Genomic DNA, 24,500 nt, shown 5'->3' on the forward strand with positions numbered 1-24,500 from the left:
TAAAAAAGTCGCAACAAGGTTGCAAATATATCTTAAACCCAAAGGTTTAATGCAAAAAAACAACTAAAGGACCTTATTCAAAGTTCCTAAATGAGTATGGAAGTAACTCACCGACTGTCATCTCGACTGTCTCACCTTCTTTAGAGATCAAGGTCACAGGGGCTGATAGCTCAAAGAACTCAGCCATGACCTGACGGCAGGCACCACAGGGTGATATGGGAGACTTGGTGTGTCCATAAATCGCAATGCGTTCCAAGTCCCTATGGCCTTCTGATACTGCCTTAAAAATTGCAGTTCGTTCAGCACAATTGGTCAAACCATAACTGGCATTTTCAACATTGCACCCCTGATAAATCTCTCCTGATTTTGTCAGCAAGGCTGCTCCCACTGGAAAATTAGAATAGGGCGTATAAGCCTGACGACTAGCATCTATAGCCAACTGCTCCAGATTAGTAGTCATTATCTGCGATTTCTCCATTTACAATAGCAACTCCCGCCGACGCTCCGATACGGGTAGCACCCGCCTCAATAAAGGCTTGTGCATCTGCATAAGAGCGTGCACCACCAGAGGCCTTGACACCAACTGTATCACCGACTGTTTGGCGCATAAGCGCAACATCAGCGACAGTTGCCCCACCGGTTGAGAAACCTGTTGAAGTCTTGACATAGTCAGCTCCAGCTGCTACAGCTAACTGACAGGCTTTGACCTTTTCATCATCAGTGAGTAGACAGGTCTCGATGATAACCTTGACTAACTTATCACCACTAGCCTGAACAACGGCTTGAATATCATCCTGAACTTTATCGAAATGCCCTGATTTTAACTCACCAATGTTGATGACCATATCAATTTCATCTGCACCATTGGCGAGGGCATCCTTGGCTTCAAAGACTTTGACGGCCGTAGTGTTTGCTCCAAGAGGAAAGCCGATCACGGTACATACTTTAACAGGTGACTCTTTAAGAGCCTGTGCTGCATAAGCTACCCAAGTAGGATTGACACAAACGCTTGCAAAGGTATACTCCTTAGCTTCAGTCAATAAGGCATCAATTTGCGCCTGACTAGCTTCAGGCTTTAACAAAGTATGGTCGATATAACTATTGATAGACACTTTTTTCTCCTATTCGATGATAGCAATAATCTCGTGAGGGATTATCTTATTGTCCTCTATTGTAACATTTTTTGTAAATTCTGTAATCTTTTTTTGAGTAATTTTTCGATTTGTGTAAATTTTTGCGATTAAATCTCCCTCATTGACCTCATCTCCAACCTTTTTCTCGAACATAATGCCCGCATCGTAATCCAATCGGTCGGTTTTTACGGCTCTCCCGGCTCCAATTTCCATGGCAAAATGTCCATAGTATAAAGCAGGAATTTCTGTAATATACCCTGATTTTTGAGCCTTTATATCATAGACAAAGTCGGTTTTAACCGGACGATAGATGTCTGTGACATCTCCTCCTTGAGCTTGGACTAATTCTTCAAATTTTTTCAAGGCTTTGCCATTTACTAAATGCTCTCTTATCTCTGATGGCTTTGCAGTCACACCACCGAGCTTGAGGAGGAGCTTGGCTAAGTCACAGATAAAGTTTGTGATATCGTCACGGCCTTGTCCCTTCATGATATCTATGGCTTCCAAAACTTCTAGACGATTACCAATGGCTTTTCCGAGGGGTTGGCTCATATCAGTCATGACAGCAACGGTCTGGCGCCCAACTTCCTTGCCAAGCTGTACCATCGTTTCCGATAACTCTTGAGCCTCTTTCTGTGTCTTCATAAAAGCACCATCCCCAACAGTGACGTCAAGAAGGATGGCATCAGCTCCTGCTGCAATTTTTTTAGACATAACAGAGCTGGCAATCAAGGGCATAATATCAACAGTCGCAGTTACATCACGCAAAGCATAGAGTAATTTATCGGCTTTGACCATGTGCTCTGACTGACCAATAATAGCGATTCCAATGTCTTGAACTTGTGCGATAAAATCAGCTTCGCTCTGCTCTATTTTGTAACCATCGATTGATTCTAATTTATCTAAGGTTCCACCGGTATGCCCAAGTCCTCGGCCACTCATCTTAGCAACGGGGACACCAAAACTGGCCACTAAAGGAGCCAGTATGAGGGTAACCTTATCACCAACCCCTCCTGTCGAGTGTTTATCTACTTTAATACCTGAAATAGCAGTCAGATCTAGCTCATCTCCCGTCTTAACCATAGCCATGGTTAGATCACGGGTTTCCTGCATGGTCATTCCCTTAAAATAGGTAGCCATCGCAAAAGCGGACATCTGATAATCTGGGATCTGGCCAGAAGCATAGTTTGCCACCAACCAGTTAATTTCCTGCGTCGATAAACTCTGACCATCACGCTTTTTTTGAATTAGATCAACTGCTCTCATATCTTTTCACTCCTTAAAATATAATAACCTTTATCCTTTTTTAGGACACTAACATTGCCAAATACCTCTTGCATTTTAGCTTTTGCACTTGGTGCTCCTTGTTTTTTCTGAATGACAATAGTGAGGGTCCCACCTTTTTTAAGATGATCCGGAGCTTCCTCTAAAATTTGATGCACAATTTGCTTACCTGCTCGGATCGGTGGATTACTGATGATATGGTCAAAACTTCCTTCTACCTTATCATAGACTGAGGATTGATAAGCGCTTACGATAACACCGTTGCGCTCAGCATTTTTCTTAGCTAGGTCAATCGCTCGGTTATTGATATCAATCATGGTCACTTCTAAACCCTGTACTTTAGCCAAACTAATTCCTAGAGGGCCGTAACCACAGCCTAAGTCCAGTAAACGCTCACCTTGCTGGAAATTTAGCTGATTCAATAGAACTTCGCTGCCATAGTCGATTCTTTTCTTTGAAAAGACACCAGCATCTGTATAAAAGTGAAAGGTCTCTCCCAGCAGGCGAACCGATAAGTCATGAATGTCATGTGCTGCATCTGGATTTTCTGCGTAGTACATTTTTGCCATTGTTGATTTCTTTCTATTCTCATTGCATAAGTGCTTGGCTCTCTTGAAATCTGCTTCTTGCAAGATCATTTTGAGGCGCTATTCCTGCCGTTATTTTATCATATTTTATGCTACAATAGAGCCATGTCTCAAGAATTAAAAAATTTTGAAAAGATCGATCGCTCTCTCTGGCAATCCTTGCACCAAAATGAACAGTTGGAGTTGACGCAAGAAGAGCTCGACTCTATTAAAAGTCTAAATGATAAGATTGATATCCAGGATGTTCGTGATGTCTACCTTCCCTTGATCAGTCTTATTCAAATTTACAAAAACGCTCAAGAAAATCTCCGCTTTTCCAAGGGGATCTTTTTAAAAAAGAATGTCAGCCAAGGTCCTTTTATCATCGGCATCTCTGGGTCTGTCGCTGTCGGTAAATCTACTACCAGTCGACTGTTGCAATTATTGCTGACTCGGAAATTTAAGAACAGCAAGGTTGATCTTGTGACCACAGATGGCTTTCTTTATCCTAATGAAGTTTTGATCGAACATCAGCTGCTAAATCGCAAGGGCTTCCCTGAGAGTTATGATATGGAGCTTTTGGTTACCTTTTTGGATGCTATGAAAAATGGTCAAGACATGGATATTCCAGTCTATTCACATTCCAGTTATGATATCATTCCCGGAGAGGTCCAGTCCATACAGTCTCCTGATTTTCTCATTGTCGAGGGGATTAATGTCTTTCAAAACCAGCAGAATCATCATCTCTACATCAATGATTACTATGATTTTTCTATCTATATCGATGCTGAGGCTGATCAGATTGAAACTTGGTACCTAGAGCGTTTTAGAAGCCTGCTTGAACTGGCAAAAACTGATCCTGATAATTATTATCACTATCTATCGCAAATGCCTATAGAGGAAGCTATCGCTATCGCCAAAGAAACTTGGCAATCTATCAATCTGATCAACTTACAGGATTATATCAAGCCTACGAGAAATCGAGCAGAATTAATTCTTCACAAATCTAGTTATCATAACATCGATAAAATTTATTTGAAAAAGTGAATAGGACTTGTCAAACCCTGCTATTTCCTATATAATGGAATGGTTAGTAAAAATGGAGGTGAAAACTTTGGCAAATATTAAATCTGCTATCAAACGTGCTGAAAAGAACGTTAAGCAAAATGAAAAAAATTCAGCGCAAAAATCAGCTTTGCGTACTGCTATCAAAGCTTTTGAAGCTGACCCTTCTGAAGAGCTCTACCGTGCTGCTTCTTCAAGCATCGATAAAGCTGCAAGCAAGGGATTGATTCATAAAAATAAAGCTAGCCGCGATAAAGCTCGTCTTGCGACTAAACTTGGCTAAGTCTTGTCACCTCCATAATCTGGAGGTTTTTTTATTTGTTGGACCGATGTTGATTTGAGGAGTAAAAAAGGCTGAGACAAAAGTTCTCAGCCTTTTTTATTTAGTCAATTTTACCTATTAAGCACAGTGATTTAGAGCAGAGTTATTATGATAGTCCACCAATGAACTACTACCGTTAAAAGGAACTTTATGGGCATATGCTTATCTTTAAGTGATCATAAAGATCTGTTCGTCTAGCGCCTATGATGATTATCCATCATTTTAAGCTGTCATCTTAATCTCAAAGACAGTCCCAACGGGTGTATTATCACTGACAGTAATTGTCCCATCAAGAGCAGTTACAATTTGTTGGGCTAAAGAAAGTCCCAGTCCGAATCCACCTGTTTGACGAGTTCTTGCCTTGTCGATACGATAGAAACGATCAAAGATTTTTATCTTATCCTCATCACTAATCCCAGAGCCATTATCTGCTACTCGGATCGTCAATCGGCGATCACTAGTGCTTACCATGACATCAATGGCACCATCTTCTTCTGTATATTTAACAGCATTATCAAAAAAGATTGTCATTAATTGCTTGATCAAGGTTGCATCTGAATTGATAGGGCGATTCACTTGATTAGTAAAGGTAAATTGCTTTCCATTTTCTTCTGCGATCATGCTGTAATTTTCAAAGATCTTATCAAAAAATGTGGGTTGAATCTGACTGATCTCTGGAGTGAAACTTTCATCACGGCGAGCAAGATTTAGGAGATTAGTAGTGAGAATCCGCATATTGCGTACTTCATCTAAACTAGAGGCAATGGTCTCAAAATTATCGAGAATTGTTTCATCGGGTTTTCTAAAGAGCGTTTCCAAGCGATTTTGAAGTACAGCCAAAGGTGTCCGTAACTCATGGCTAGCATCTTCTACAAAGTTTTTCTGACGCTCGTAACTTTCTAGAATGGGTTTACGTGATGTATAAGCCAAGTAAAGACTGGCAAAAACAGAGAGCAACCAAAAGATCACCATCACCGTGATAATAATAAATTGATATTGAGATTTTAAACCATCTAACTGATTAACACTGATTGCTATGGTTGCATAGGCTGCATCTGGAAAACGGTCATCTGATACAGAAATGGTCTTGTAGCGATAGTGCTCAACATCATTAAAGTTTCCTGCAACACTGATGGCTCGATATTCATTGAGGTGGTTCTTATCTAATTTTAACTGATTCAGTCCCGTAAAGATGTCCTTGCTATTAAGGATTTTACCATTCTTGTCATACACAATAATGTCTACAATCGAACTAGGGGCAACATATAGACTATTTGTATTGTCTTCATCATCTGTCTGACCGTCATTGTCAAACAAGGTTTTTGATCCTAGAAAATCATTACCATCCGTAAATACAGAAATATCGGAGTCATCACTTCCTTCAATGGTTGAAAAGAAGTTAGCCCGATACATAGTACGATAAACATAGGCTTCGATCCTGTTTGCAGCTTTATTAATATTATCATCAACCGATGAATAAATACCAATTTGCATAATCTGCAAAATCAACAGGGCCATAACCAAGAAAATAACTGTGAATACAGATGAATACTGTAAAAAGGTTTTGAATCCCTCAGAAGCTAAGTGTTTTTTGAGATTAGGCAGCATCCTTTAGAATATACCCCACACTGCGTAGTGTATGTAATTGTCTTTCGAAATCAGTGCCCTTTAATTTCTTACGTACTTTAGAGATATACACTTCAACGACTGATACTGTGGTATCACTATCAAATCCCCAGATACGATCGAAGATTTGATTTTTTGGCAAGATAACATTCTGGTTTTGTAGGAAGTAGACTAAGAGGTCAAATTCTTTTCCAAGCAGTTCAACTTCTCTACCATTGACTGTGACAGCTTTTGTAGATGTATCACAAGTAAGGTCTCCGTAGGTGAGAATATTCTCATTTAACTTGCCCGAACGTTTCAAGAGTGCTTGAATACGCATTTTCAACTCTTCGAGATAGAATGGCTTTGTCAAGTAGTCATCTGCACCCAAGTCAAAACCATGTCCCTTATCATCCAAGGAATCTTTGGCTGTTGTAATCAAAACAGGTGTTTTGACTCCCTTTTCACGCATTTCTTTCAAGACTGACAAGCCATCTTTTTCAGGTAACATAAGGTCCAGGATGATCAAGTCGTATACACCAGTTTCAGCTTCAAAAAGCCCTTCTCCTCCATCAAAGACCTGCGTTACTTCTGCAAAGTCATCCAGGAAGTCATAAACTGAATTTGATAAGCTTAGATCATCCTCAACTAACAATATTTTTATTAGGTTTGTTTTTTTCATAACCGACTCCTCTTAAGCAAAGAATTTGGGCAAGATCAACCGCCCTTGTGATCACTCTAACTATATGGGAATTCAAGCATCCCTATCCTATGACAAGTAAGATCGTCATAAGCTCTATCACTATCATGTTTAAAGATTCTTATTAGAGCTAGCTTGTCATGACTTGACTTAATATCTTGTCTTAGCTATGTCATACATTCTAGCAAAGAAACCTTAAAAAAGGGTAAGGAATTACTAATTGGACGCTAAAAACCTTAAACTTTTTAAGAAAAATTACCTAGAGTTTGAACACTAGGTAATTGGAAAACTATGGTTGCTAAATCATCTGACCAGCAGCTTCTCGCAGTGCCTTTTCAACAGCAGATTTATCACGATCTAATAATTCAATTCTAGCTGTGATTTCTTTAATACCCATGGAGATATTGCGAGAGATGGCTTTATCATCAAGCTGTGGTTCAAAGAATTTGCGGTAATCATTCAATAGTTTTTGGGTTTTAAAATGGTTAGCGGGATAAATGACAAAGCGATCAAAGCTCATATCACCACCCAAGGTAGCTTTTATCCAGTCCCAGTTTTCTTTGGCCCATTTCCACACGATTTCTTGCGTAAATGGCTTAGCTAAAAAGGCAGCATACCAACTGGCTAGGTCTTGTGGTTTAACAACCGTCTTATCTTTCCATTGATTAAGCAGGTACTTGAGTGTGGTGCTATTTTTAGTATTGGATAAAGCATTGGCTAATTGGCGTTTGAAATTACCATCAGTAGTATTTTGATAGGCTTCTAAATACTGATCAACTAATTCATCTGTCTCGGCATGCTTCATCTCACTAGCGAGGACAGAGCCTCTGATGCCAGCAGGTATTTGCTCTAAACGATCTTTGAAAGAGAGATAAATATCGTGAGCCTTAGCGATAGCCTCATCGTCATCAGCCTTGAGCATGAGAGCGATGGCAGACTGGCGAAGCATTTCATCTTCATCACTTTCGCCAGCTTTCTTGTCAAAACCAAGGTGCAAGAAATTTTGACCTGCAACAGTCTTTATTAAGGCTTTAAGAGCTCGTTCTGCTGGGCTACCTTCATCAACAAAACGCTCCAATCCTGAAAGTATTTGCTCTCCTGCTGCTGCTAGCATAAAGGAGGATTCTTCAGGAAGCTTATCTAATAGAGGGACTAAATCAGCGTAGGAAATCTCGCCACTTTCAGCCAGCAAGCGACGCTCTTGTAACAGTTGGAGCTTGGTTGTCTTGTCCTGGCTTGAAAACTTTGTGAGCAGATTATCCCAGAGTTCACCATGATAATGGCTGATATAATGGGCGGTGTTATCTGTATTCAAACGCAAAGGTTGAGCATTAGCAGCCGCCAACTCTGAAAAATTTGGAATGATAAGACCTTCTTCTGAGAGTGTATCAGGCAGACCAGTCCAGTTGGCATTGAGTGGAATTGTCCATAGACGGTTTTGATCTTCATGCTCACCGATGAAAAATTGCTTTTGACTGATGATTAATTGGTCGTTTTGAACTTGAAGATCGACCACTGGATAGCCCGGTTGTTCCAGCCAACCGTTCATAAAGCTTGCTACATCTTTGTCTGAGGCTTGAGCAAGGGCATTCCACAAATCCCGTCCAACAGTATTGCCATACTGATGCTTTTCAAAATAGATCTTAAGACCTGCTCGGAAAGCCTCATCACCTAGCCAACGGCGTAGCATGTGCATCAGACGGCTACCCTTGGCATAGACAATAGCTGGATCAAACAAAGTATTGATCTCATCTGGATGATTGACATCTACATGGACTGACTGAACACCATCAGTAGCATCGCGCTTGAGGGCCAGTGGGACACCTGTTGTTTGAAAATCCTCAAATATGTTCCAGCTAGGCTCAATAGTATCAATGGAAACATATTCCATCATATTGGCAAACGATTCATTGAGCCATAAATCTTCCCACCATTTCATAGTCACTAAATTTCCAAACCATTGGTGGGCGAGCTCGTGAGCTACGACCAGCGCCACTTGCTGACGGCTGCTAGCAGTTGAATTCTCATCAACAACAAGATAGACTTCACGGTAGGTAACTAGTCCCCAATTTTCCATTGCGCCCGCCGAAAAATCTGGCAAAGCGATATGGTAAGAATGAGGAATTGGATAAGCAACACCATAGTAATCTTCATAGAAGTCGATGACACGGACGGCCACGTCTAAGGCAAAATCCAAGGATGATAATTGATGTGCCTTGGTAGAATAGACACCGACCTGAGTGCCATTTTTAGTTTCAGCTGTCTTTCCTTGTAAATCACCTAGGGCAAAGGCCAGCAAATAAGATGACATACGAGGGGTGGTATCGAAAATCCAAACTCCTGTTTCCTGACGGAGCTCCTGATTGATCTCAGGCATATTTGACAGGACAATTTCACCATCCATCTGGTCAAATTTAATTGCTAAATCAAATGTCGCCTTAGCTTCAGGCTCATCAATAGAGGGAAAGACTTCACGGGCAAAGTGACTTTCAAACTGTGTCGCAATCACTTCTTTTTGGATACCATCTACGGTGTAGTAGGAAGGATACATACCGGTCATGTTATCTGTAATCTTACCTGAGAACTCAACCACAATGGTCATGCTACCATAGTCAGGTAGACTTAGGCGGACAGCTTCGTGCTCATCATCCATCGTGTAAGCAACCGGTTGATTATCCAATAAAACTGAATTAATAGCTAATCCTTTTTGATGGAGTGCAATCTCACTACTGAGTGCTTCTCCAGATATGGCAACATTACCCGAAAAGACCTTATCCTTACGATTGATATCAAGGAAAAGATTATAATTTTCAGGGACAAATTTTTCAATCAAGTGTTCTACAGAATTCATAAAACTCCTTCACTCTTTACATAGGTTAGACTCTAGCCAAATACGCAAAAAAGCTAGAGCACAAGTGTCTAGCCAATTATAACATAAGCTGCCTTAAAGTTCGATGATTTTTCCAGTTTTGAGGTAAACCACCCACTCACAGAGGTTGCAGGCATAGTCACCGATACGCTCCAAATACATCAATACTTGGAAATACTCTTTGGCGGCAAAGGCAGCTTCTGGCTTTTCACGAATCGCTTCCACCGTCATATTTTGAATATCGACAAAAAGGTTGTCGATGATTTCATCACGTGCAGCTACTTCGTAAGCACTGTCTTCATCCGCCTTGATATATACCGTCAAAGCATCCTCAACCATATCTCTGACCTGACGTCCCATCTTGCTAATGGCTTCTTCAACGGCAATAATGCGTTCTTCTCCCTTCATACGCAAGGTAGCCTTAGCGATAGCTGTAGCATGGTCTCCCATTCTTTCAACATCACTTGACGCCTTGAGTACGGTGATCACTGTACGAAGGTCAGCTGATACCGGTTGTTGGAGCGCAATGATTTCAAGAGATTTTTTCTCAAGCTTAGTTTCATAATTATTCACTACGATATCAGCATCGACCACTTCTTTTGCCAGCTCACGATCATGACTGACGAAAGCACGAACTGTTTTACTGATTTGGGAGCTGACTTCAGTTCCCATCGCATAAAACTGATTATGTAGTTTTTCTAATTCTTCTTCAAATTGTGTACGTAACATCATTTTACTTCCTGTCTATGGAATAGATTATACTATCCAAATTTACCTGTAATATAATCTTCAGTTTCTTTATTAGCTGGGTTTAGGAACATGTCTTTAGTTGCATTAAATTCTACTAAATTACCATCCAAGAAAAACCCTGTCTTGTCTGAAATACGGGAGGCTTGCTGCATGGACCTCGTCACAATCAGCATCGTATACTGATCTTTTAAATTGTACAGCGTCTCTTCAATTTTACCAGATGATATAGGATCCAGAGCTGATGTTGGCTCATCCATCAAAATAATCTTGGGACTGGTTGCAAGAACCCGTGCCACACAAACCCGTTGTTGCTGACCACCTGATAAGCCAAGGGCTGAATCATGAAGACGATCTTTTACTTCATCCCATATGGAAGCTCCCGTCAAAGATTTTTCAACAGCCTCATCGAGAACTGACTTATCCTTGATTCCCTTGATACGAAGACCATAGACGACATTTTCATAAATACTCATAGGAAATGGATTAGGCTGTTGAAAAACCATTCCAATCTCCTTACGAAGCTCAACAGTATCTGTTCTAGGTCCATAGATATTATGATCATTATAGGTAATTGATCCTGTCAAGGTCACTTCAGGATTGAGGTCTCCCATACGATTGATAGCACGTAATAGAGTCGATTTCCCAGACCCTGACGGTCCAATGAGGGTTGTAATCTCATTGGGCATAAAATCCATCGTAATGCTGTTTAGGGCCTTCTTTTTATTATAATAAACAGACAGATCATTGACCTGTAAGATTGGTTTAGACATAGAACTCCTCTCTAGCCAAAGCGACCGGATACATAATCACTGGTAGATTGACAAGCGGCATTCTGAAAGACTTTTGCCGTTTTATCATATTCGATCAAGTCACCAAGGTAAAAGAATGCTGTATAATCACTCACACGTGCTGCTTGTTGCATATTGTGAGTTACAATGATGATGGAGTAGTCTTCCTTCAAATCTGCCATTGTCTCTTCTAGTTGCATAGTAGCAATAGGATCCAGGGCTGAGGCAGGCTCGTCCATCAATAAAATATCAGGCTTGACTGAGATCGCACGTGCGATACATAAGCGCTGCTGCTGACCACCTGACAAGGTGAAAGCTGACTTATGAAGATCGTCTTTGACTTGATCCCAAAGTGCTGCTTGCTTTAGTGAAGTTTCGACAATCTCATCAAGTACCTTTTTATCTTTGATGCCTGCACGCTCATGCGCAAACGTAATATTTTTGTAGATAGACTTGGCAAATGGATTGGGTCTTTGAAAGACCATTCCGATTTGCTTTCGCATTTCAAAGACATTGATCTCTGGACGATTAATATCGATGCCTTCATACCAGATTTCTCCAGTTACTTTTGCAATATCGATCGTATCATTCATGCGGTTAAGGCTGCGTAAGAATGTCGACTTCCCACATCCAGACGGTCCAATAAAAGCCGTAATTTTATTCTTTTCGAACTGCATGTCAATGCCTTTGATGGCTTCATTTTGCCCGTAATAAACATGGAGATCCTTGGTCTCGAGGGCCAATTCTTCCTTGTTATCAAAGGTCATGATATGACGTTCATTCCAATTATATTCTGCCATAGTTATTCCTTATTTTGCTGATGTCAATCGTGCATGCAATTTCTTACCGATAAAGCGTGCAGAGAGATTGAAAATCAAAATGAAAATCAAGAGAATGGCGGCACTTCCTGCCGATACCATTGTTGCGTCTGGAATAGTTCCTTCGCTGTTAACCTTCCAAATATGTACCGCTAATGTTTCTGATTGGCGGAAAATAGAGATTGGACTGGTTACACTTAAGGGATTCCAATTGCTCCAGTTGAGGGCTGGCGCTGATTGCCCCGCTGTATAAATCAAGGCAGCTGCTTCTCCAAAGATACGTCCTGAAGCGAGAACAATACCAGTAACAATACTAGGAATCGCCTCAGGAATCACGACATGAAGGACTGTCTCCCAGCGAGAAATCCCCAAAGCAAGACCTGCCTCACGCTGGGTGTGATGAACATTTCGCAAACTGTCTTCTACAGTACGAGTCATCTGCGGTAGATTGAATACAGTTAGGGCTAAAGCACCGGACAGGATTGAAAAGCCATATTGGAACTGTACTACAAAAATCAAATAACCGAATAGACCAACAACAACTGATGGTAAGGAAGATAAGATTTCAATACAGATACGAATAAAGTCGGTCAAACGACCTTTTTTAGCGTATTCTGATAGATATATTCCTGCTCCCATTGATAGAGGAACTGAGATAATCAATGTTACTACCAGAAGAAAGAGGGAATTATAAAGTTGAATTCCGATACCACCACCAGCCTTATAGGCTGAAGATTTTCCTGTTAAGAACTGCCAGCTAACATGTGGTAAGCCCCTCAATAGGATGTATAGAATCAAGGAGGCCAAAATGGTTACAATAATCCCTGCGATAGTGTAGAGAATCGCAGTCATCAATTTATCAAATTTCTTAGCGTTCATAATTTACCTTTTGCTCCCTAGTAATGAATCGCATCAACATATTGAAGGCCAAACTCATGATTAAGAGTACCAAGGCCAATGACCAAAGAACGTTGTTTTGGACTGTTCCCATGACGGTATTTCCAATTCCCATAGTCAATACTGAGGTCAGTGTTGAGGCAGGTGTAGTCAATGACTCCGGCATAACTGGAGAGTTCCCAACAACCATCTGAATCGCCAAAGCTTCACCAAAGGCACGAGCCATTCCGAAAATGACTGCTGTAAAAATTCCAGGTTTAGCGGAATTGAGAATGACGCGCCAAATGGTTTGCCAACGTGTGGCTCCCATCGCCAAACTGGCTTCACGATAGTGTCTTGGTACCGAACGCAGGCTGTCTACTGTCATAAAGGTAACAGTCGGTAAAATCATAACAAAAAGGACAAAAACTCCTGATAAAATACCAAAACCAGTACCACCAAAAATAGTACGTACGACGGGAACAACAACCTGAAGACCAATAAAGCCATAGACAACAGATGGGATCCCTGTCAACAATTCAATAGCTGGTTGCAGTAGTTTAGCTCCACGCTTGGGAGAAATCTCTGTCATAAAGATAGCTGCCCCAATAGCGAATGGTGTTGCAATGAGGGCGGATAAAATGGTTACGATAAAGGAACCTGTAATCATAGGAAGCGCACCCATGATCGGTAAACCATTGGCGTCCTTGACAGAAGGCTTCCACACTCTCCCAAATAGAAAATCAAAAATATTGATTCCATCTACAAAGAATGTCGATAGTCCTTTTTGTGCCACAAAGATTAAGATCATGGCCACAATGAAGGCAATCAAGACTAAACACATAAAGGTCAGTGTACGACCAAATTTTTCAAGACGAGAATTTTTTGATGGCGATGTTAATTTTTTCGCCAAATCTTGTTGTTTCATGAATGCTCCTCTTATTTTTCCCTTACCTTACCTTGGGCATCTTTGACCACTTTCATGTCATTGATAGAGATGTATCCCATCTCTTTGACGACGCCCTCTTGAACCTCATCACTGAGGACATAGTCCAAAAATTCCTTGGTCAGACCAGTGGCTTTACCCTTGGTATACATGTGTTCATACGACCATAGTGTCCATTTATTAGTAGCAACATTTTCAGTCGTCGGCTCATAGCCATTGATCTGAATCGTATCAACTGTATCATCGACATATGGGAAGGCTAAGTAGGATATAGCACCCGGTGTCTGTGAGACAATGGAGCGAACCATTCCGTTTGAGTCTTGCTCTTGACTCTGCTTACTGGACTTATCCTTCATAATGACACTGTCAAATGTCGCACGCGTTCCTGAACCAGTCGCACGATTGACTATAGTGATTTCCATATTTTTACCACCTAACTGTTTCCAGTTGGTGTATTCACCTGTGAAAATCTTTTGGAGCTGATCACTTGTAATGCTCTTCATGCCAACTTTCTTATTGACAATAACGGCGATACCGGCAACAGCTACTTGGTGATCGACTAGCTTACTAGCATCTATACCACTCTTTTCCTCAGCGAAAACATCGCTATTACCAATCTGAACAGCTCCAGATTGGACTTGAGATAGACCTGTTCCTGATCCACCACCTTGAACATTGATAATCTTATCGCTGTTTTTTTCTTGGAAACCATCTGCCGCCCCTTCTACTAAGGGCTGAAGTGCGGTTGAGCCAACGCTTGTGATATTTTCTCCACGATCAATCCAAGAAGCACATGCTGACAAGGTCAGTAGAGCAATTCCCATAAAAGCAAGAAATACCAAGCGTTTCTTATTCAATTTTTTCATTTTTTAATCCCGTTTTTTACTGTAATAACTGCTTGCAAAAAGTGTATTTGAAAGCCAATAGCCTCCACTTCTAATAATAACACATCGGTCTTTTTTTGAATAGCTATTTTTTAGAATTCTTATACAAAAATTATCTATTAAAACGCAGTCCCTTGGGGTAAAAATTCTTAAGTGTTTGCCCCACAACTTTGGCAAATCCTAGACCGTTTCCCTGAACGAGTAGATGGTACCAGCCGTTGGGGAGGCTAGTGGGTAAGGCTACCGTATTACCAGAAACATAAGTCCAGTACTGCTCCTCGGTTAGCTCTAATGTCTGCTTGGTCTCATCACTAGTGAGGGCGAGACCCAGAGCAAAAGATGGTTCAAAACGCCTTTTTTTAAAGGTTCCTAGATGAAGTCCATTCCTTGCAATCCTGATTCTCTCAAGATTTGGAAGGTCCTCTGGCAACAGATAAAGCTCCGTTCCAAAAGCCTGCAAGATCCCCGATAATCTGGTAGAGAGCTGCTCTTCTTCAAAGGATTGCCACAAATCAATCTGTTCTCTGGATAAATTCGTGTGCGGATGATGTTTACCTTTGTATCCTTTTTTTCTAGTCCTTGCAGGGAGAGGAGGACGCTTATCTAGGAGTTGGGCTACAAACTGTCCTTCCCCCTTGAAATGGTGGGGGTACATCCTTGCAGCCTCCGGCATGTGGATCCCTGGCAGCATGCCATTGAGCAGCTCTATAGGCAGTAGAGAAAACTGTGGAAAGTCCTCCAAGAGCCATCTGATAATATCTTCATTTTCCTCAGGGGACCAAGTACAGGTAGAGTAGATCAGACGACCGCCTGGTCGTAACATCTTAATGGCTTCTTCAAGAATTTCTTTTTGTAATTTAGCACACTCTTTTGGATAGTCTGCAGACCAATATTGGATAGCATCAGGGTCTTTACGAAACATTCCTTCTCCTGAACAAGGGGCGTCCAATACAATGACATCAAAATAATCTGTAAATACCCTAGCCAAGCCTTGAGGAGTTTCATTTGTCACGATGACATTTCTAGCCCCGAAGCGTTCAACATTTTCAGTTAAAATCTTGCTTCGCTTCTTAGAAATTTCATTGGAGACTAAAACACCTGTGTTATCTAAGTAACTGAGAAGATGAGTTGTCTTGCCACCCGGAGCAGCTGCTAAGTCAAGAACCCGCATGCCTTTTTGGGGAGCAGCAACTTGAGCCACCATTTGAGCAGCCGGTTCCTGTGAATAGACAAGACCAGTTGTATGGGGCACAGATTTTCCTGATACCTTGCCATAGTGCCCCCAGTTGGTGTTAGGGATGGCTTGATCAAAACTCTGCTGAACCTTCTTTAAAGGGTTCGTACGATAAGCAGATTGCGGCGGCTGCTCAAAACTGTCCAAAAAATCTTGACTCTCGGGTCCGAGAAGCTGTTTATATTTATCAATAAATTCTTTTGGTAGATTCATATTGCCATTATAACAAAAAAAGACTGGCGTGAGCAGTCTCACTCAGTCCAATCTTAGCAATCCTTTGAGGGTCTCTGCCTCCGTATCCGGAAGAAAGATCACCGCCTGTCTCGTCTGATAATCTAACCTATCACCCGTTAAGGTATGGACAGTATAACCCAGAGACTTTCCCATGATACTAGCTGCTGCATAGTCCCAAGGTGAGATAGCTGAGGCATAGCCCAGTAACTGCCCTTCTAAAACACGGCTCATGCTAATGCCAGCGCTCCCTAAAACACGGATGCCTAAGAGTGATTTAGCCAAATCAGCAAGACCAAAGTAATTGTGGGTATACATACTACCATTTGCAGCTAATAGTTGACGCTTGAGCGGTTTAGGTTGATAAGGAGCAAGTTCCCTACCATTGCAGGTTACTGGAAACTCGCCTCCTCCGCTGTACAAGCGATCCTCCATAACATCGTAGATCAAACCAAACTGACCAACACCATGCTCATAATAGGCAATCATTACCGCAAAATCACGCCCTTGTGCGATAAAATTCACCGTCCCATCAATCGGATCCAAAACCCAGACATGACCATCTTTTATATCATGATAAAGATCGTTTTCCTCGCCAAAGATGGCATCCCCTGGATAGGCGGTTTTGATCCGATTCACTAGGAGATCCTGGGTTTCTTTATCAAGATTAGTCACCAAATCGTCAGCGCTTGATTTTTCCTCGATTATCAGGTTGTCAGACATATGCGATTTGATGAAGGTCCCAGCTTCATAAATCATTGCTTTTGCCAGTTCAAATCTAGCCTTCAAGAGTGAGCCATCCTTTCTCCTGTTCCTTTGCAGCTTGAACAGCTCTATAAGTCGAATAGCCACTAGCTTTTTCAAAGGCACGATCAATCTGTTTTTCTTGCATCTTACTTGGGACTACTTTCTTAAACTCCTGATAGGATTGCAAGAATTTTTGGACATCTACTTTTGCCTCATAGGCATCCTCGACTTGATTCAAAAAATAAAGCACTGAAGAGATTTCATCAGTGCTCCAGCTGGAATCGAGAGGATAGTTATAGTTTTTATTCATGTTTTCCCTCTAATTCTGCTCGAATAGTTGCTTGGCGGAGCTCTTGCTGCCTATAGTGCCTTGGTAAGAAGGCACGAATTTCATCTTCATTGAATCCGATTTGCATGCGCTTATCATCCAATATAATCGGTCTGCGCAAGAGACTAGGATTTTGGGCAATCAAATCAATCAATTCTGAAATAGACAACTCTTCAACATCAAGGTCTAATTTTTGAAAGACTTTTGATCGGGTTGAAATAATATCTTCGGTTCCGTTTTCTGTTAGCGCTAAAATAGCCTTCAACTCCTCGGGTGACAAGGGACTGGTAATGATATTATGTTCTTGAAACTCGACCTCATGGTCTGCCAACCATGCACGTGCCTTACGACAGCTCGTACAGCTTGGTGATAAAAATAATGTAATCATAAAATTATCAGTCTTACCCCTTTCATTTTGACATTATACAAAAATTCCCTAGAAATTGCTAGACATTTCTAGGGATTGTTCTATACGGTCCCCCTAAAGAGATTAGGAGTCTAGAAGCCAGCTGAGGGCCTGTTTTCGATCTTTATGGAGCTGATCCACTAGTTCGTCTACCCCACTAAATTTTACCATATCACGTATCTTGGCAAGCCAAAAAACCTCTACTGTTTCTCCATAGATCTCTTGGTCAAACTCAAAAATATTTGCTTCTAAACGTAGGTCACTGCCACCGAATGTCACATTTTTTCCAATACTGGTCATTGCCCTGTAGGTTTTTGAACCAACTAATACATCAGTAACATAGACACCATCTGCTGGTAGATAGGTTCGATCAATCGGAGCTAAATTGGCCGTTGGAAACCCTATAGTCCGACCTCTGGCATCACCATGTACGACCATTCCTCTAGTGGAAAAAGGAAAACCTAATAGCTGATTAGCTTCTGCCACAGCTCCTTGAGCGATGAGCCGGCGGATACGCGTTGAAGAAATTTTTGATCCGGCCTGCCTAACTTCTGGAACACTGAGGACCTGACCGTCAAACTTCTCAACCAAGTAGCTGGCATCTTTGCGATCACTCCCAAATTTATAGTCAAAGCCAACGACGACTGCTTTGGCTCGTAAATGATTAATATAGCTGGTAAGGAAGCTGTCTGCATCTAGCTTGGCAAAACTTGCTGTAAAATCAATAAGGTACAGTTCATCAACTCCAAACTCCTGAAAACGCTGGTAACGCTTCTCAGGGTAGGTGATATGATTGAGTAGATCTGGCTCAAAGCGGGCAAAGACTAATTTGGGACTTTCATTAAAGGTGAGTACTGCTATTTTCAGACCATCTCTATCTGCGATCGCCTTGGCTTCTTCAAATAAAACCTGATGCCCCTTGTGAAGACCATCAAAATAGCCTAAAACTAAAACGGTGTCCGTCGTTTGCTTGATATCGTTAGCTCTTGTTATGTGTGTGATTTTCATGGTTTTTCATTAATACCTTTCGAGGCTTATAGGCAGCCCCTCGTGGCTCTAGAATAGCTGCTAGTTTGTCTTTATAAAAAGCTGCTAGAAGAGGTTCTTGGCTGTCTAGCTCAATAAAACGACCTGCCGTCACATCCTGATACTGGGCATCACTCAGCGTCACTTTAGGAAGGTCACTGGCGCCATATTCTATAGGGAGCAGAAAGCTGTAGTCATTTTGGGCGACACATGCCGCAACCTCCTCTAGTGTTAAGGCCTGATCCAAAGATAATCCTGCTGAAGCGGTACGGCTAAGATCTGACATATGACTCGCCAGACCTAGCTTCGCTCCTAAGTCTACAGACAAGGTGCGTACATAGGTACCCTTACTACAGACCACTCGAAAGCGAAAACGGCAGATACCTTCTTCAAAGATTGGCTCTGATGTTCGCTCGAAGCTCTTGATCCAAACCTTACGTTCGGGACGGACCACCGTCTCGCCAGCATGCGCATATTCATATAGCCTGCGGCCATTAACCTTGACCGCTGAATACATAGGAGGCACCTGGGTGATCTGACCAAGAAATTCCGCCATAGCTAAATCAATCTCATCTGCCGTGAGATTATCTGGAACAGGAGTCTTTTCTAAGACTTCACCACTTGCATCTTCTGTCATTGTGCTATAGCCTAGGGTAACTTCTCCTTCATAGACCTTACCTGACTCAGTCATATATTCGATAACCCGAGTTGCCTTACCAACTGCAATCGGTAAAACCCCGATGACATCTGGATCCAGCGTTCCTGCGTGGCCTATTTTCTTTTCCTGTAGGATCTTACGTAACCGAGCAACAGCATCGTGGCTGGTCATTCCAGCTTCTTTTTTTAGATTGATAATTCCTGAAATCATACCAATTATTATACCATAGTGAGGCTGATACAAAAGTTCTCAGACTTATTTATTTGTTAGGCGCAGTGGTTGAGAGTGAGACTGTTGGCTCTGCCAAGCAGTCTTACCTCTGAACAGCTCATTAGGTGCTTTAACACCAATGAACCCTGCTGATTGGCAGTCCTTACCTTAAGACACATTCCAAGTGCAATAGTTTCAGAAAAAGGTAAACCTGTACAAAAAAACGAATGTGTTCTATATAAGATACACATTCGTTTTAGTCTATTTGAAATTAAGGATTAGCCATAAATAACTGATAGAATTTCTCCAGAATCCTTATCGAAGGTATAGGTGTGACGACCAATTTTGACTGTCTCACCCTTGGCTTGACGTCCATCTGGATGGAAATAGAGTTGCTGACCATTGATATCATGGAATCCAGTAAGTGCCAAACCATTGCGGCCAAAGTAATACCAGTCACTACCGACCATAACAAAGCGCTTGCTGACCTTTTCACCCGTATCAAGATCATAGAAGGACTTCTTACCTGAGGCATTAGCAACTATAATACCTTTGCTTTGCAGGCCTGTCTTTTCATCAAAGTAATAGTGCTGCTTGTTGATGGTTTGACTTCCTTTGACAGCATAGCCGTCACTGCCCAAGTAGTACCACTCATTATTAGTAGCATCCTTTGCGACAAAAGCATTAGTCACTAACTCACCAGTATCAGCATCGTGGTAACGTCTACCTTTTTGATCTGTGACAAAGTGCCCTTTAACTTGTTGAGCAGTTTTAGGATCAAAATAGAGTTTCTGACCATTAATAGTCTGCTCCCCTGTTGCAAGATGGCCTTGATCATCAGCGTAATACCAAGTATTATTTCCCAGGGTGAAGAAACGAGACACTTGCTTAGCACCTGTATGTGCATCATAATAGCTCATTTGTCCCGATTTATTCGTGACAAAACGTCCCTTGATCTGTTGTCCCGTTTTTTCATCAAAGAGGAGGATTTGATCCTGGATTTTGACTTCTCCCTTGGCTAAAATTCCTTGATCATCAGCATAGTACCAAGAACCTCCAACTAGGAAGAATTGATCAGCTACAAGACTACCATTGTTCTCATCGAAGTAACGGGTCTGTCCCTTACTATCTGTCACAAAATCACCTTTAACTTGGAAACCATTTTCGTCGTAGTATTGTGTCATTCCATGAACTTGAGTCAACCCAATGGCGAGGACGCCCTTACGGTCAACATAGCGGTAGCGAGTCTTACCAGATGCATCAGTTACTTCAAACCAACGATCACCGTCATACATAACTCCTGTTTTACCGTAGTAGTATGATTTCCCATCTTCTTCAACGATGGTATCTTGGAGGACAATTCCATTGTCTAGGGCTTGATAGGTCTTCCCATCAAGATAGAACTTCCTTCCTGCTACCATATAACCATCTCTATCAAAGTAATAGAGGTGGCCTCCCTCTGAAACAAAGGATAGCTTAGCTCGTTTTCCGGATGTCGTGTAGTAGGTCATGCCTTTAGCTTCTTTGTAGAAGCCTGTCTTAGCCTGACGATCACCAGTCAGGGCAGCTGGTAAAAAGTTCCCTGTCTGGTTGACAGTAAAGTACTGACCAGTACCATTATCACTAAGAACATAGTCCGAACCCCGTCCCAAAACATTAGTTCCATTGAAGTATTGAGCTGACCACTGCTTGAGTTTCACACTATCATCGATTGGCTTACCAGTTGAGATCATAGCAACGTCAAACAATTCAGGATACTTAGCTCGCAATTCTTGGAGGAATTCACCTCCATATTGAGCTTGGAAGTCCTTACCACTGCTCTTAGTATTGGCAACATAAAGTTTTTTAAACAGAGCTTGGTCAGACTTGGCGCGTCCATAATTATCCACACGAGTAGCGGTCACTACCTCTTTTCCAGGTAATTGATAAATCTGATCTGGCACCCAGTCAGCAATAGCTTGAATGCCTACGGCATGCAGAGCTTTAAGCGCATTAGCCAAGTCTTCCTTAGAACCATATTTATTATTCTTGCTCATAGCAAGGTCGTAACGATCCTTGAAGGCATAACCATTTTCAATGATGGAATCCAAGAACGTTCCATCATCTGCTGAAACATATTGAGGGGCCATTTCAAATGACGTCACTCCCCACTCTTTGAAGAGATTAGCATTCTGTGCAATCAGCTTATTAGTATATTGACTATCTGTTTTAACAAAGTCTTGGAAGTTTGAGAAGCCTTCATAGATCAGTTGCGATTCTAAGGCTTGAGTCGCTTGGAATGTCTGGTCATCTGCTCCATAGGCTTTTGTTGAAGCTTGAACGCGAATATCTTGATCAGCATCAGCACCAACCGGCACCCAAACGGCTAGATATCCATTGACTTCAACTTGTTTATAGCCTTTAATTTCACTACCTGTAAAGGTGAGGAAACCATCCTTATCAGCAATTTTTGTCAGGGTAGTATCTGTATCATTAAGATACTTTTCTAGTCCCTTATCGGTTGTTAGCAACAAAGGACGATAGGCTTGACCAGCATGGATTTTACCGACATTTACCCGAATGGTTTCATTAGCATCAAGCTGCAACTCAGGATTGTTAGAAACCAGTGTCACCATACCTGAAGTTTTTGCCAATTTACCGCCAGTCATATCATCTGCTGACATGACATCTTGACCATAGCGCACAGAAGCTAAGACTTGCGTACTATTGAGCACATCATTAGTCTGATCAGTCTTCATCTCTGCTGCGGCCTTATAGGACTTCAGATCCATTGTCTGTCCACCAGCCGCATAGCGAATACGAGCCCGCATGAGAGTATCAATAGCATCATAGTAAGGCGACTTGGTTTCCATATACTGCCCATTATCTGTATAGAGGTCACCGTAATAGACACGTGTTACAGATTCCATATTAGACAGCATCAAGGCGTAGGCTGCAGGAATATTATAGTGCGTATAAACCTTATCAACACTATTCATATCTTTGTTATAGATATCAAAGGCTTGAGACAGTTGATCTAAGGTAAAGGTAAAGCCATCAGTTGTCGAATCAATGCGTTCTTGTATGATTTTGGCAATGACTGTTTGAACTTCTGAGTCATGGGCACGCACAAAAACATAAGAAGCTTGGGTGTCTCCATAGGTGTCATTCTTAGTTCGGTCAGTTAAACCGAATTCTGACTTGAGCAGGTTATCCATTCCGCCAGAACGTTCATTTAGGGGACGTGTCAGGCTGTAGAGTAAGGATAGGCGCAAGCCGTTGTCCATGGCAAGCGCAGCTCCCTTGGTATCTTGGTTATAGTAATTGTCATTATAGGACCAAGCTTCCAGAATAGAAATATGGGCTAGGGCCTTGGCTTCACTTTCATTGACACCGTAGACGGAATTGAAATAATTGGTATAGAGCTGGAGCAAGTCAGCGTTGACGTTATCCACTGCATCTACACGAATACCGTCAAAGTTAGCCTGATCATCTCCCATAACAATACTTCCCCAGTTCATCAAGTAATGAATCTGGTTTAGCATCTCTGCTTGAACAACTGGATTCGAGGTATCTACATCGTTAGCGAGTAGGAACTCATAGCCTCCGTAAGTGTCTGCACGGAAATACTTGGTTTGACCAGTTTGATAGGTTGGGGTGCGATTGAGTAAGCGGTAGCGAGAATCTGCCCACTTAGTCAATTTGTTATTAGTATAAAGGAGAGCTCCACCTTGAAGATGGTCTTTTTTATTGTAGTCTTCACTCTCACTATTCCACTGTGATTGCTTAGAGACAAAAGCGGCCATAGCTTCACGCAACCAAGCTGTACTTTGTTGAGCTGTGATACGTTGCTCAATTTGACGCTGGATCAACTCTGCTGCGGTATTCAAAGCAACTTGTGATGTTTCAGTTGTAAATTCTTGTTGATTGGCTCCAAGATAGTCTGCCATGAAATTGAGATAGGCAACTTGCATGTCCTTGTTTGGCCACCAAGACATCAAAACTGGACGAAGATCAGATGCTTGAGAATTAACCCATTTTTTACCATTTTCAAGGATTTTAGCAGGGCGGTACCAAGAATCTGCTGTTAGATAGCCATCGACTAATTCAAAGCTACTTTCCGAAGAATCATAGGCCTTATTATTGACAGTGAAGTCACTGACAATAGGTGTCAATCCTTGGCTAAATGAGAAAGTCGAGGTGCTGCTTAGGGCACCTGTCTCACCGTCAAAGTAAAGCATTTGTCCGTCAACTGTAATAGCAAAATTCTTCTTATAGCTACCGTCTTCAAGGACATAGTAATATTTGCCATCCACTTGCTTGATTTGTTCCAACGATAAGGCTGCTGCTTTCTCCTGACTAGACAATCCAGGCGCTGTTGCCTGCTGGCTAGATGGTGCTGCTTCAGTTTCACTAGTTGCTAAATCTTTGGCCTTCGTTTGTGGCGTTTGTGTCCCTGTTTGACTAACCTTTTGTGGCTGTGCAGAACTTTGGCTAGCCACGGACTGGTTGGTTTCGGCTGTTTCAGCCTGTCTAGGGGCTGGCACTACTGATTTAGCACCTTCAGTCGTTGATGTCGGCTTAACTTCAGCAGCAGGTTTGCTAACTCTGTTTTGAGCCACTTGATGATTTGCTGCCGCTTGATCATCAGGGGTCACCTGGTCAGCCGATACGCTTTGAGTAGCTGCTGCGCCACCCACTGCGCTGGCTAAACCTGCTGAAGCTACAGCAATGGTTACCCATTGCTTTTTAACTTTGTGCAATTTGTAATGTAATTTTCTCTCCATGAAAATCATTCTCTCCTTATGATACTCACAGTTAAAATAATCTCCCAATTAAGACTTTTTTAACGGCTATTCTTATCTTAACATTAAATGACAATTATTGCCACTATTTATAGAATTATTTCAAATCAATGAGTAGTTCTTTAATAATAGAAAGATATTAAAAGTTATTTTAGAGATTAAAAAACAGCTCTCACTCCCTTTTTGGACATCTCCAGAGGGAATGAGAACTGCTGCTGATACCTTATCACTGTATTGGGTACTGTCTCTCCTATTATAAACTTATGCTCT

Annotated in this window: 22 protein-coding genes; 2 read left to right on the top strand and 20 right to left on the bottom strand. The window is 41.7% G+C overall.

Features of this window, described 5'->3' with window-relative positions; all coding sequences use genetic code 11:
• Positions 1-73 precede the first annotated feature (73 nt).
• From AC4HAJ_RS06780 to AC4HAJ_RS06795, 4 genes are read right to left on the bottom strand one after another with little or no spacing between them, the layout of a single operon-like run.
• Complete coding sequence (locus AC4HAJ_RS06780; RefSeq protein WP_491079409.1) at positions 74-460, bottom strand: cytidine deaminase; 387 nt, start codon at positions 458-460, stop codon at positions 74-76.
• Entirely contained in the window at positions 450-1,112 is a 663-nt protein-coding gene (gene deoC, locus AC4HAJ_RS06785) for a deoxyribose-phosphate aldolase (protein ID WP_491079410.1), read from the bottom strand. The genes AC4HAJ_RS06780 and deoC overlap by 11 nt, the downstream gene beginning before the upstream one ends.
• A 9-nt stretch (positions 1,113-1,121) precedes the next feature.
• Positions 1,122-2,399, bottom strand: coding sequence for a pyrimidine-nucleoside phosphorylase (locus tag AC4HAJ_RS06790; protein ID WP_491079411.1), 1,278 nt, complete (start codon positions 2,397-2,399; stop codon positions 1,122-1,124).
• The gene (locus AC4HAJ_RS06795) at positions 2,396-2,986 is read right to left on the bottom strand and encodes a class I SAM-dependent methyltransferase (protein ID WP_491079412.1); all 591 of its coding nucleotides are present in this window, start codon (positions 2,984-2,986) and stop codon (positions 2,396-2,398) included. Before AC4HAJ_RS06795 ends, AC4HAJ_RS06790 begins: the two co-directional genes overlap by 4 nt.
• A 123-nt stretch (positions 2,987-3,109) precedes the next feature.
• Between AC4HAJ_RS06795 and coaA the strand changes: the two genes are divergently transcribed.
• Both coaA and rpsT read left to right on the top strand, forming a co-directional pair.
• A complete protein-coding gene (gene coaA / locus AC4HAJ_RS06800; protein ID WP_491079413.1) occupies positions 3,110-4,030 on the top strand; it encodes a type I pantothenate kinase in 921 nt (306 codons plus the stop codon).
• A gap of 52 nt (positions 4,031-4,082) precedes the next feature.
• Entirely contained in the window at positions 4,083-4,331 is a 249-nt protein-coding gene (gene rpsT / locus AC4HAJ_RS06805) for a 30S ribosomal protein S20 (RefSeq protein WP_491079440.1), read from the top strand.
• Between the two features lie 261 nt (positions 4,332-4,592).
• On the opposite strand, the gene AC4HAJ_RS06810 is transcribed toward rpsT, so the two are convergent.
• The 16 genes from AC4HAJ_RS06810 to AC4HAJ_RS06885 all read right to left on the bottom strand — a co-directional run bounded on the left by AC4HAJ_RS06810 (position 4,593) and on the right by AC4HAJ_RS06885 (position 24,212).
• The gene (locus tag AC4HAJ_RS06810; protein ID WP_491079414.1) at positions 4,593-5,978 is read right to left on the bottom strand and encodes a sensor histidine kinase; all 1,386 of its coding nucleotides are present in this window, start codon (positions 5,976-5,978) and stop codon (positions 4,593-4,595) included.
• Entirely contained in the window at positions 5,968-6,657 is a 690-nt protein-coding gene (locus AC4HAJ_RS06815; protein ID WP_491079415.1) for a response regulator transcription factor, read from the bottom strand. The genes AC4HAJ_RS06810 and AC4HAJ_RS06815 overlap by 11 nt, the downstream gene beginning before the upstream one ends.
• Before the next feature lie 316 nt (positions 6,658-6,973).
• Positions 6,974-9,526 (bottom strand): M1 family metallopeptidase, encoded by a 2,553-nt coding sequence (locus tag AC4HAJ_RS06820; RefSeq protein WP_491079416.1) that lies wholly within the window; start codon positions 9,524-9,526, stop codon positions 6,974-6,976.
• Between the two features lie 93 nt (positions 9,527-9,619).
• The gene (phoU, locus tag AC4HAJ_RS06825; protein ID WP_491079441.1) at positions 9,620-10,273 is read right to left on the bottom strand and encodes a phosphate signaling complex protein PhoU; all 654 of its coding nucleotides are present in this window, start codon (positions 10,271-10,273) and stop codon (positions 9,620-9,622) included.
• Between the two features lie 32 nt (positions 10,274-10,305).
• Complete coding sequence (gene pstB, locus AC4HAJ_RS06830) at positions 10,306-11,064, bottom strand: phosphate ABC transporter ATP-binding protein PstB (RefSeq protein ID WP_491079417.1); 759 nt, start codon at positions 11,062-11,064, stop codon at positions 10,306-10,308.
• Positions 11,065-11,075: 11 nt separating this feature from the next.
• Entirely contained in the window at positions 11,076-11,882 is an 807-nt protein-coding gene (gene pstB / locus AC4HAJ_RS06835) for a phosphate ABC transporter ATP-binding protein PstB (RefSeq protein ID WP_491079419.1), read from the bottom strand.
• 9 nt (positions 11,883-11,891) lie between these two features.
• Positions 11,892-12,779 (bottom strand): phosphate ABC transporter permease PstA, encoded by an 888-nt coding sequence (gene pstA / locus AC4HAJ_RS06840; RefSeq protein ID WP_491079420.1) that lies wholly within the window; start codon positions 12,777-12,779, stop codon positions 11,892-11,894.
• Positions 12,769-13,704, bottom strand: a complete 936-nt coding sequence (gene pstC, locus AC4HAJ_RS06845; RefSeq protein WP_491079421.1) for a phosphate ABC transporter permease subunit PstC — start codon at positions 13,702-13,704, stop codon at positions 12,769-12,771. Before pstC ends, pstA begins: the two co-directional genes overlap by 11 nt.
• Before the next feature lie 11 nt (positions 13,705-13,715).
• On the bottom strand, positions 13,716-14,588 hold the full coding sequence (locus AC4HAJ_RS06850; RefSeq protein WP_491079422.1) for a phosphate ABC transporter substrate-binding protein PstS family protein: 873 nt from the start codon (positions 14,586-14,588) through the stop codon (positions 13,716-13,718).
• 130 nt (positions 14,589-14,718) lie between these two features.
• The gene (locus AC4HAJ_RS06855; RefSeq protein WP_491079423.1) at positions 14,719-16,053 is read right to left on the bottom strand and encodes an RsmF rRNA methyltransferase first C-terminal domain-containing protein; all 1,335 of its coding nucleotides are present in this window, start codon (positions 16,051-16,053) and stop codon (positions 14,719-14,721) included.
• A 42-nt stretch (positions 16,054-16,095) separates the two neighbouring features.
• Positions 16,096-16,860 carry an inositol monophosphatase family protein gene (locus AC4HAJ_RS06860; RefSeq protein ID WP_491079424.1) on the bottom strand — a complete coding sequence of 255 codons (765 nt, stop codon included), beginning with the start codon at positions 16,858-16,860 and terminating at the stop codon, positions 16,096-16,098.
• A complete protein-coding gene (locus AC4HAJ_RS06865; RefSeq protein ID WP_491079425.1) occupies positions 16,850-17,128 on the bottom strand; it encodes a UPF0223 family protein in 279 nt (92 codons plus the stop codon). Before AC4HAJ_RS06865 ends, AC4HAJ_RS06860 begins: the two co-directional genes overlap by 11 nt.
• Complete coding sequence (locus tag AC4HAJ_RS06870) at positions 17,121-17,534, bottom strand: Spx/MgsR family RNA polymerase-binding regulatory protein (protein WP_491079426.1); 414 nt, start codon at positions 17,532-17,534, stop codon at positions 17,121-17,123. The genes AC4HAJ_RS06865 and AC4HAJ_RS06870 overlap by 8 nt, the downstream gene beginning before the upstream one ends.
• Positions 17,535-17,636: 102 nt before the next feature.
• Complete coding sequence (locus tag AC4HAJ_RS06875) at positions 17,637-18,560, bottom strand: bifunctional riboflavin kinase/FAD synthetase (protein WP_491079427.1); 924 nt, start codon at positions 18,558-18,560, stop codon at positions 17,637-17,639.
• Positions 18,532-19,446, bottom strand: a complete 915-nt coding sequence (truB, locus tag AC4HAJ_RS06880) for a tRNA pseudouridine(55) synthase TruB (protein WP_491079428.1) — start codon at positions 19,444-19,446, stop codon at positions 18,532-18,534. The genes AC4HAJ_RS06875 and truB overlap by 29 nt, the downstream gene beginning before the upstream one ends.
• Positions 19,447-19,724: 278 nt before the next feature.
• Complete coding sequence (locus tag AC4HAJ_RS06885; protein ID WP_491079429.1) at positions 19,725-24,212, bottom strand: glycoside hydrolase family 70 protein; 4,488 nt, start codon at positions 24,210-24,212, stop codon at positions 19,725-19,727.
• Between the last annotated feature and the right edge of the window lie 288 nt (positions 24,213-24,500).

It is taken from the genome of Streptococcus sp. ALY_211, from assembly GCF_058314555.1.

Bases quoted from the DNA above. Each gene is read 5' to 3' on its own strand.
- AC4HAJ_RS06780 (WP_491079409.1), bottom strand. From the start codon at position 460: ATGACTACTAATCTGGAGCAGTTGGCTATAGATGCTAGTCGTCAGGCT.
- AC4HAJ_RS06790 (WP_491079411.1), bottom strand. From the start codon at position 2,399: ATGAGAGCAGTTGATCTAATTCAAAAAAAGCGTGATGGTCAGAGTTTA.
- AC4HAJ_RS06795 (WP_491079412.1), bottom strand. From the start codon at position 2,986: ATGGCAAAAATGTACTACGCAGAAAATCCAGATGCAGCACATGACATT.
- coaA (WP_491079413.1), top strand. From the start codon at position 3,110: ATGTCTCAAGAATTAAAAAATTTTGAAAAGATCGATCGCTCTCTCTGG.
- rpsT (WP_491079440.1), top strand. From the start codon at position 4,083: ATGGAGGTGAAAACTTTGGCAAATATTAAATCTGCTATCAAACGTGCT.
- AC4HAJ_RS06810 (WP_491079414.1), bottom strand. From the start codon at position 5,978: ATGCTGCCTAATCTCAAAAAACACTTAGCTTCTGAGGGATTCAAAACC.
- AC4HAJ_RS06815 (WP_491079415.1), bottom strand. From the start codon at position 6,657: ATGAAAAAAACAAACCTAATAAAAATATTGTTAGTTGAGGATGATCTA.
- AC4HAJ_RS06820 (WP_491079416.1), bottom strand. From the start codon at position 9,526: ATGAATTCTGTAGAACACTTGATTGAAAAATTTGTCCCTGAAAATTAT.
- phoU (WP_491079441.1), bottom strand. From the start codon at position 10,273: ATGTTACGTACACAATTTGAAGAAGAATTAGAAAAACTACATAATCAG.
- pstB (WP_491079417.1), bottom strand. From the start codon at position 11,064: ATGTCTAAACCAATCTTACAGGTCAATGATCTGTCTGTTTATTATAAT.
- pstB (WP_491079419.1), bottom strand. From the start codon at position 11,882: ATGGCAGAATATAATTGGAATGAACGTCATATCATGACCTTTGATAAC.
- pstA (WP_491079420.1), bottom strand. From the start codon at position 12,779: ATGAACGCTAAGAAATTTGATAAATTGATGACTGCGATTCTCTACACT.
- pstC (WP_491079421.1), bottom strand. From the start codon at position 13,704: ATGAAACAACAAGATTTGGCGAAAAAATTAACATCGCCATCAAAAAAT.
- AC4HAJ_RS06850 (WP_491079422.1), bottom strand. From the start codon at position 14,588: ATGAAAAAATTGAATAAGAAACGCTTGGTATTTCTTGCTTTTATGGGA.
- AC4HAJ_RS06855 (WP_491079423.1), bottom strand. From the start codon at position 16,053: ATGAATCTACCAAAAGAATTTATTGATAAATATAAACAGCTTCTCGGA.
- AC4HAJ_RS06865 (WP_491079425.1), bottom strand. From the start codon at position 17,128: ATGAATAAAAACTATAACTATCCTCTCGATTCCAGCTGGAGCACTGAT.
- AC4HAJ_RS06870 (WP_491079426.1), bottom strand. From the start codon at position 17,534: ATGATTACATTATTTTTATCACCAAGCTGTACGAGCTGTCGTAAGGCA.
- AC4HAJ_RS06875 (WP_491079427.1), bottom strand. From the start codon at position 18,560: ATGAAAATCACACACATAACAAGAGCTAACGATATCAAGCAAACGACG.
- truB (WP_491079428.1), bottom strand. From the start codon at position 19,446: ATGATTTCAGGAATTATCAATCTAAAAAAAGAAGCTGGAATGACCAGC.
- AC4HAJ_RS06885 (WP_491079429.1), bottom strand. From the start codon at position 24,212: ATGGAGAGAAAATTACATTACAAATTGCACAAAGTTAAAAAGCAATGG.